Origin of the sequence: Pseudomonas sp. EA_65y_Pfl2_P74 (assembly GCF_963970575.1) — a bacterium.
GTDB lineage: Bacteria > Pseudomonadota > Gammaproteobacteria > Pseudomonadales > Pseudomonadaceae > Aquipseudomonas > Aquipseudomonas baetica_A.
Genome location: NZ_CAXAOQ010000055.1, coordinates 1 through 7,932 on the forward strand (window position 1 = coordinate 1; position 7,932 = coordinate 7,932).

The 7,932-nt window shown below is 55.1% G+C and carries 5 protein-coding genes; 1 reads left to right on the top strand and 4 read right to left on the bottom strand.

Annotated features, from left to right (window positions below):
- Positions 1-185: 185 nt before the first annotated feature.
- Positions 186-1,166, top strand: coding sequence for a diaminopimelate epimerase (locus AACY18_RS27485; RefSeq protein WP_339466781.1), 981 nt, complete (start codon positions 186-188; stop codon positions 1,164-1,166).
- Positions 1,167-1,200: 34 nt separating this feature from the next.
- On the opposite strand, the gene AACY18_RS27490 is transcribed toward AACY18_RS27485, so the two are convergent.
- The 4 genes from AACY18_RS27490 to tssI form a co-directional block, all read right to left on the bottom strand.
- A complete protein-coding gene (locus AACY18_RS27490; RefSeq protein WP_339466782.1) occupies positions 1,201-2,304 on the bottom strand; it encodes a hypothetical protein in 1,104 nt (367 codons plus the stop codon).
- 31 nt (positions 2,305-2,335) lie between these two features.
- Entirely contained in the window at positions 2,336-3,445 is a 1,110-nt protein-coding gene (locus tag AACY18_RS27495; RefSeq protein WP_339466783.1) for a hypothetical protein, read from the bottom strand.
- Positions 3,442-6,633: a phospholipase D-like domain-containing protein gene (locus tag AACY18_RS27500; RefSeq protein WP_339466785.1), complete on the bottom strand. Its 3,192-nt coding sequence runs from the start codon at positions 6,631-6,633 to the stop codon at positions 3,442-3,444. Before AACY18_RS27500 ends, AACY18_RS27495 begins: the two co-directional genes overlap by 4 nt.
- A gap of 2 nt (positions 6,634-6,635) precedes the next feature.
- Positions 6,636-7,932: type VI secretion system tip protein TssI/VgrG (gene tssI / locus AACY18_RS27505; protein ID WP_339466787.1), on the bottom strand; the 1,297-nt coding region annotated here is incomplete at its 5' end.

Below are 7,932 nucleotides of genomic sequence, written 5' to 3' on the forward strand. Positions count from 1 at the left end.
ACTACCCAAGCACTGGTCGCACTAGCCCGCAAGCTTGCCCGGGTGGTATTTGCTCTGTTGAAAAACCAGAGCGAATACTCACCTAAAGCGGTTTAGGGGCTAGGCATGAACCATAGAATCTCCCACATGGATCGTGCCAGCCGGTAAAGTGATGTGCTTTGCAAACGCGGATTCAGGAGCCAGTGATGACGCAGTTCTACGATGCCCGAGGCAACCTCTATGGGGTGATTTCGCCCCAAGCGCTGCGTGAGGCCGGTATTGAGTTACCCGCCAGCGCCGCCGACTGTGCGTCATCACGGCAGGCGTGGAGTCATCTGGCTGTAGCGCTTTGTTGCGACTGGCCCGAGGGGCAGGCACCTGAGGGGAGCAAATCCCACCGCAGCGACGGGTTGCTGGTTGGCCCGTTTCAGGCCGCGCCGCCGTTTGATGTCTTGATCGTCAACACCGACGGCACACTCGCCGAACGCAGCGGCAACGGCCTGACGATTTTCTCCCAAGCGCTGACTGAGCAAGGTGTGCTGCCGGCACATGGGGCGCTGCTGCGCGTCCATCACGACAAGGGCCAACCGGTGGAAACCTCGGTGAAACCGGCCGAAGTCGAAGGCGTAAAAGGCTTTTGGCTTGACCTCGGCCAACCCGGATTCGGCCCATCGGCAGTCGGTGCGCAGAATGTCGAAAGCCGTGAGCTCAATGGGCGGGACGTGAGCCATGTTCCTGCCTTGGCGCAACTCGATCCCGCGTGGCGCCACAGCCAGTTCGTGCGTATCGGCAATCCGCATTGCGTGACGCTGCTCAGCGATGCGGCCGCTTTGCCGAGCAACGATCAGATGCGCGTTTCACCGCTGACCGAAGGCCTGACCCGGATTGCCTACGCAATGCCGACCGGCGTTGGCAATCCTTGTCCGGCGGGTGTGAACCTGCAATGGGCCGCGCGCGGATCAGCGCAGCGGATCATCGCGCGGGTATTCGAACGCGGCGAAGGGCCGACGGCGTCATCGGGCACCAGTGCCAGTGCGGTGGCTTGCGCGGCGTGGCGTGCAGGCTGGGTCACGGCCGCAGAAGTTTACGTGGAGATGCCTGGCGGAACTGCCCCCATTTTGCTGCAAGCACACAAGGGAGAACTGAACCGCGTGCGTTTGTTCGGAACGGCACGGTTAACTGATTAGCCGGTTACCCACATTTGTATGGCGGGTGATGCGGCTATTGCGAACTGATGCTCTGCGTCAGTTTCAGAAACTTCGGGATGACGGCCTCGGGCGCAGGCGTCAGGTCCTTCAAACCGTCAGTGCCTTTTTGAAAGGTGAACATCTGCGCCGCAATCAACGGACTGACCAAACCGCCGACATGGGCTATGGCAAACCAGGCGCGATCCTGCTCGGTGGATTCCGGCCGAGGGTCCAAGCGCCAGCCTTCGAGGGTGGTCATGCGTTTGCCGATGTAGAACTTTTCCATGATCTTCGACTTTTTCCAGTTCTCCGCGTCGTAGCCGGGGCGGTAGTCGGTGTCGTAGGTGCCTCGGGTAGCTTTGGTCGGGTCGCTTTGCGAGGCATTGATCAGGCTCATGATCACGTTGGGCGTGCTGGTGAAACGCAGGCTGTTCTTCACGCTGAAACCGGTGTTGCCGTCGTCGTGAATGAAACCGTATGGCATGCATACGCCCGGGCCGTTGGGTACTTGGTAGAGGTCGCGGGCTTCAAATCGGGCGACGAGATCTTTGATCCTTTGCGCTGCATTCTCGGTCGGTTTGTTCATATGGAAGTAAAACACCCGGTTGTTGCGCCAGAGGAGAAACTCGTAGGGTGTGTCTTCGCTACCCAGAATATGAGCGTCAGGGATGCCCAAGTCGTGTTCATAGCCTTTGGTTCTTTCTATTCGGATTTCCAGAGCCGCAATCTCGGCTTCACGGGCTTTTACGATGTCCGCTGAGTAGCTGCGCTTGATCGTTTCCAGCAGACTCTTTTCTGTTTTTAGCTCTTGCTCGAGGTGTTTTTTGTAGAGTTCGGTATCGTGAAGAATAGCGTTGCGGGCTCTGTCGAATTTTTCGCGTGTCGTAACATCACTCACTCGTATAGTGAGTTGGTCATAGTCGTAACTGACATAGTCACTCACGGCGTGGATTTTTTTTGAAAACGTATGTCCACCACCACTGTCTATTCGACTGTCTTCAATTCTGTAGGTCGCCCATTCAAATGACTCCGGCGCCTGAAACGTTGTGCGGCCGAGACATTCTTGGTAACCGGGGTCTGCCAGTGCTGACTGCGCGCCTAGCAACAAGTAGGCGAGTGTGATGATGACTCGTGTCATGAACTGTGCTCATTTCGAAGCGAGATTTCAGCTATTGCGAGCTGATGCTCTGCGTCAGTTTCAGAAACTTCGGGATGACGGCCTCGGGCGCAGGCGTCAGGTCCTTCAAACCGTCAGTGCCTTTTTGAAAGGTGAACATCTGCGCCGCAATCAACGGACTGACCAGACCGCCGACATGGGCTATGGCAAACCAGGCGCGATCCTGCTCGGCGGATTCCGGCCGAGGGTCCAAGCGCCAGCCTTCGAGGGTGGTCATGTGTTTGCCGATGTAGAACTTTTCCATGATCTTCGACTTTTTCCAGTTCTCCGCGTCGTAGCCGGGGCGGTAGTCGGTGTCGTAGGTGCCGGTAGTGGGTTTTGTAGGGTCGCCTTGCGAGGCGTTGATCAGGCTCAAAATCACATTGGGCGTGCTGGTGAAACGCAGGCTGTTCTTCACGCTGAATCCGGTTTTACCGTCGTCATGGATGAAACCGTAGGGCATGCACACGCCCGGGCCAGTAGGCACTTGGTAGAGGTTGCGAGGTTCGAAACTCGCGATCAGATCCTTGATGGCGTTCTTCCGTTCTTGATCCAGTGTTTTGAAATTGAAGTAATAGATTCGGTTGTTGCGCCAAAGAAGAACCTCGGTTGGCGTTGTCTGACTGCCGAGGACATGCGAGTCGTTAATGCCTAGGTCATGTTCTTCGATGGCAGTTTGGGCAACGGATTTTTCCAGATCAGCGATTATTTTTTTCTGTCGATCTAAGACTTCTTGGCTATATCCCATCGTGCTGATGCTCTGCAGCAGCTTCTTGTTCGTTTCGATTTCCTCCATTACCTCTCTTTTAGCCATCTCACCCTTATGAACAATGGCATTACGTTGTGTCTGGAAATCTTCAATGGTTGTGATGCCACTCACTCTGACCGTAATTTGGTCATTGTTGTAGCTAAGGTACTCATGCTCGGCACTTATGTTGTTGCTGAACGTATGCCCGCCACCCTCGCTGATCAGATGCTTAGCGGTGGGGTAGGTGGCCCACTCCATGCTTTCGAGCGCATTAAATGTAGTCCGCCCGATGCATTCTTTTTTCGGCTCTTCAGCGCTGCTTATTTCACACAAGCCAACCAAACTGACAATCAAGAGACAGGTATACGATTTCATGAGTGTTTGATTTCCTCTTGCGTTGGCGCGTCCACACAGGCCAGTGCGCGATCATCATTTTTGTCCGGGACGTTGGCTAGGATGGTGATGTTCAAGTCTGAGTTGTTATTTTCATGGAGTGTCCATTTTATCGGTAGCTCGGTGATGAAGCCCTTGATGCCCACAGGCGCGATATAGGCGGGTTCTTTGGTCAGTGTTTTACTTTCCCAAAAGCCGTTTTCATACGGCATAGGTGCTACTAACTGGCCACCGAGCCTTGCGTTGTCCGGATCTCTGTAGCTCCAGGTAGGCCAGATGGAAGCCGCTTGCTTTCCTGACTTGTTTCGAGGAATGAACCCAAAGGAGCTTTCATAGGCGGCCGTATTCAGCTTGGCCTGCGACTGTATTTCTCTCCAGGTTTTCTCGGCAGCGGGTTGGTCAAGGTACTTACCCAAATCGCTTGCCGGTTTGACAGAGCCTGTCGTGAGGCCTATGCCGAAGTGCTTCTTCCACAAGTCTCTGCGTAATTTATTGATGCTTTTACCCACCTGATGCGTAGCTTTGCCGTCGAGCATGATCGGTGTCGGCTCGCTGTCACGCACGATCACCGCCAGTTCCGAGTCGCGCATGCCGTAAAGACTACGATCGTTGATATTGGCGCTGCCTAGAATCGCTACGCGATCGTCTGCAATCAACAGTTTGCTGTGAACATAAATCTGCTCGGTTACCACTCTGCCGCTCTTGAAATTGTGCCAAGTGCGGAGGTTTAGGAGGGTCAGGTGCTTTGTCCAGTCTTGCTGGGCATATACGGGCTGTCCGAAGCTGTCCTTGCGCTCAATGATTTTGGCTGCTTCTTCCCGGCTAGCGCCGCGATCCATCATCGACTTCAGCGCCATATGTCGCTGAATGAGCTTAACCAGACTCTGTTCGCCGAACACTAGGCTTTGCATAGTCAAATGAATCTGATGCATCAAGTTGAGCACGTTGAGCGCGCCTTCGGGGTGTACCGGCAGGATCATGTAAACATGGAACTGGCGGTTTTCCCTGATTGCTCGTCCAATTCGGTCAGCAAGTGCCTTACCAATGCTATTGGTTAGTTTCTGTTCTTTGCCGAGTTTTCGGGTTAGCCAGCCTTGAGCGTTGGTTTGCCAGATTTTTAGGAAGCTGTCGATAAACTTACGCGCTTCGGCACCGGGTTGCTGACTTATGGCGTCGACTTCTTTCCAGTCGATCAAGGTAAAGTCCTGATCAGTCAATGCTTCATTTAGTTTGATGCGGGCCACGAAGTCATGATTCAAGGTGGATGGGTCCCGCAGACTGGCCATCGGACCAGACATTGCTTTACTGGCCGGTAGTTCGCCTTCATCACCGAAATCGGTCTGGAAAAACTGGTTTTCGATGTAGATGAAATGCTGCGCACTGGAAATCGTCTGCAGCATTGCGCTGTGGCAGTTGGCTTGCACACCACCGGCATTGATGCCTGGGGGTAATGGTAAATTCACCTTGGCTCGGCTACGGCCTTTGGCTTCCTGTGCAGTCATCGTTGCAGAAGCACTGCGCAAAACCTGCACACTGACCTTACCTGTCACTGCTTGTGGCGTCGTCGGCAGGGAAGCCGGCTGATTGATCCACACTGGTTTGGGCATCGGCAGGTTCAGTTGCAGACGATTGTTGCTATCGAGGTGATGGGGCAAGCCTGCCTGCTTGGTCAAAGTGTTCAACCATTCCATTAGCGCCGCGACGACATCCGTTTTTTCCAGGTTTTTGATGTCGGCTATGTAGGCTTGCTGGCCGTTCCAGCGATCAATGAAGTTGCGTGACAAATCGTAGACCGAAGGCCCTTCGATGCGACTGTGGACATCCTGCCACGGCATGCGGGGCTGGTCGTCACCTAGACGACTGTAATCACCAGAAGCGAGCGGCTGTGGTGTGTGTTTTAGGTAATGATAGGGTTCGACATGACTCTCTAATCGGTTTTGAAACAGAGCATATAGGTGGCCCATAAGCGAGCTTGCGACCTGGTTGATATTGTTTAGCCAAGCCATTTTGTCAGTCGGTATGGCGTCGTAGCCCTTGTCGCAGAACATGCCGACCATACGCCCAAGATCGGTTGAGCTCATCCAATTGTTAATTAGTTCATAGCTCTTCATACGCAAGGCCATTTTCAGGCTGCCTTTGGTGTTTTCGACTTGTTCGATCCAAACTTTCATCTGGCTTTGCAGAGGCTCTGCGATTGGCAGTCTTTTCCAGTTGTGTTGGACCAGTGCGCTGATTTGTCGAATGAGCGTATCGGTCAGGTATTTTCTTGCGCCGGCCAAGGGGTCAAAGTTACCCGCGACAGCTTTGGCGCTATTGAAGACCTTTGCTCCTTGCTCGACTATCGGCAATGCGGGACTAGAGAAGAAGTTTTGCAGACGAACCGCACCATTAATCACCTCTGCGCGGTTAGGCGCAGGAACTTTGACGGGGCCGACAGAAAGGTCGACAGAAGGTTTGGATAGGTCGAACAGCGTTCCCATCAGTAGGCCGGTACGACTGACATGCGTATGTTTATCCATCCAGCCCAGATGCGGAATTCCCGGGTTGTACGCGTCGTTGCCCTTGCGATCGCGGGCATCAAGGCTGAAGTTGTTGTCATCACGACGCCCGTAAGCCAGATCGATGCCGCCGACGTAGCCGATCTTGTTGTCGATCACCACGCATTTCTGGTGGTGAGAAAACGTTGAACCCAGGCCTTTCATGTCGCTTTGCTGGATGGCCGGTGTACAAAATGCGCGTGCGCCGCCGAGCCCTGCGTTGAGCTGGAATACCGCGAGCATGGTTTCGAAGTCGTGGGTGCCGACGCTAGCTGCGGGACTCAGCCACGGCATGACGAAGACTTTGAGGGTCGGCGTTTTCACCAGTGCGGCGTGCAGGCATTCCCAAAGGCTTTGTTTGCCGTCCAGCGTGACGTCGTAGTTGATTTGCCAGCCCGTGATGAAAATCGAGGTTTGGGCATTGCCGATTTCAGTGGCCAGATCCTTGTAGTAGTCCTCGCCGGTGGTGAAGAAACGCACGTCATTGCCGCTGCGCTTGGGTGCGAAGGCCGACTCGTCCTGGATGAAGAAGTCCGGCGCGTTCACCGCTGGCAGGGCCTTGCCCTGAGCTGTATTGATCTGGCTGATTTCTTTGTGGCGAATGCCGTTGTAAGGCGTTGCTGAGTCCGTCATGGTCATTCGTCCCTGGTTTGCAACTGGTTGTACGGATTGCCGTCGGCGAGCAGATCCTGTTTGCTGCGTTCACTGTTCGCCGTACTGATCCGGCCATGTTTGGCGCTGTCGTGAAAGTCGAGGGCGGCGAGGGCGAAGCGCTCCTTGTCGGCTTCCGAGGGTTCGTCATGCAGCGCCACTGGCACGCGTTGCCCCGGATAGCAGAGCCACAGAGGGCCCTTGGTCGCATAGGCTTGGGACAACTTCAAACGCTGGGTTTCATCGATGTTGACCCGTCCGTCGTCGTCGGTTTGACCTTCTAGCAAGGGGGCCTGCTCGCCGTCCTGAACAATCGACCAAGCGGTGTGTGCCAACGGGAAACCTTCGTCCCCCGGGACGTCAGTCAACTTGATATCGAAGAAATACTCCCTTGGCTTGGCCGGTGGTGCGATGACGCCGGGTTGGGCGGTGTCGAGCAAATTACCGGGTTTGGCTGACGGCGGTGGTATCGGCAGTTTCGGCAGCAAAATCGCAATCCCTGACCCGGTTCCCGCAGCCCCCCCGGCATTGATTTTCACCACCGGCCCAACCACCGTCACGCCGCCAGCATCAAGCTTGATAAAGCTACCGCCACCCAACACGGTCAATTCCGTTCCCGCCTCGATCACCATTTTGTCGCCAGACTTCAGGTGGATTTCTTTCCCGGCATGGGTCAATTGAGCGGTTCCGAGTTTGATGTGCTGGTTTTGGGTCACGGACAGGTGATCGTCGGCCTTCACTTCAATTTTTCGGTCGGCAATCGTGGTGCGGTGCTCTTCGGCCTTGAGTTCGGTGTAACTGTTCTTTTCGACCGTATCGTGACGTTCATTCCCGACCCGAATCTTCTGGTCATGCTCTACGTTTTCATCCCAATCCCGCTGCGCATGAATGTAGATCTGCTCCGCACCTTTTTTGTCTTCAATACGCAGTTCGTTGTACCCACCACCACCCGGTGAGCTAAGCGTTTTGAACACGCTGCGAGTCTTGTTCGCCGGCAGTGCATACGGCACCGGGTTTTCCTTGTGGTACAGGCAGCCAGTCACCAGCGGTTGGTCGGGGTCGCCTTCGAGGAAGGTGACCAGCACTTCCATGCCGATGCGCGGGATGGAGATGGCGCCGTAGCGGTCGCCGGCCCAAGAGCTGGAAACGCGCAACCAGCAGCTGGTTTTGTCGTCGGCCTGGCCTTCGCGGTCCCAGTGGAATTGCACTTTGATGCGGCCGTATTGGTCGCAGTGGATTTCTTCGCCTTTGGGGCCGGTGACGTGGGCGGTCTGGCTGCCG

Excerpts from the sequence above, each read along its gene's own strand:
- AACY18_RS27485 (WP_339466781.1), top strand. The coding sequence starts at position 186 with ATGACGCAGTTCTACGATGCCCGAGGCAACCTCTATGGGGTGATTTCG.
- AACY18_RS27490 (WP_339466782.1), bottom strand. The coding sequence starts at position 2,304 with ATGACACGAGTCATCATCACACTCGCCTACTTGTTGCTAGGCGCGCAG.
- AACY18_RS27495 (WP_339466783.1), bottom strand. The coding sequence starts at position 3,445 with ATGAAATCGTATACCTGTCTCTTGATTGTCAGTTTGGTTGGCTTGTGT.
- AACY18_RS27500 (WP_339466785.1), bottom strand. The coding sequence starts at position 6,633 with ATGACGGACTCAGCAACGCCTTACAACGGCATTCGCCACAAAGAAATC.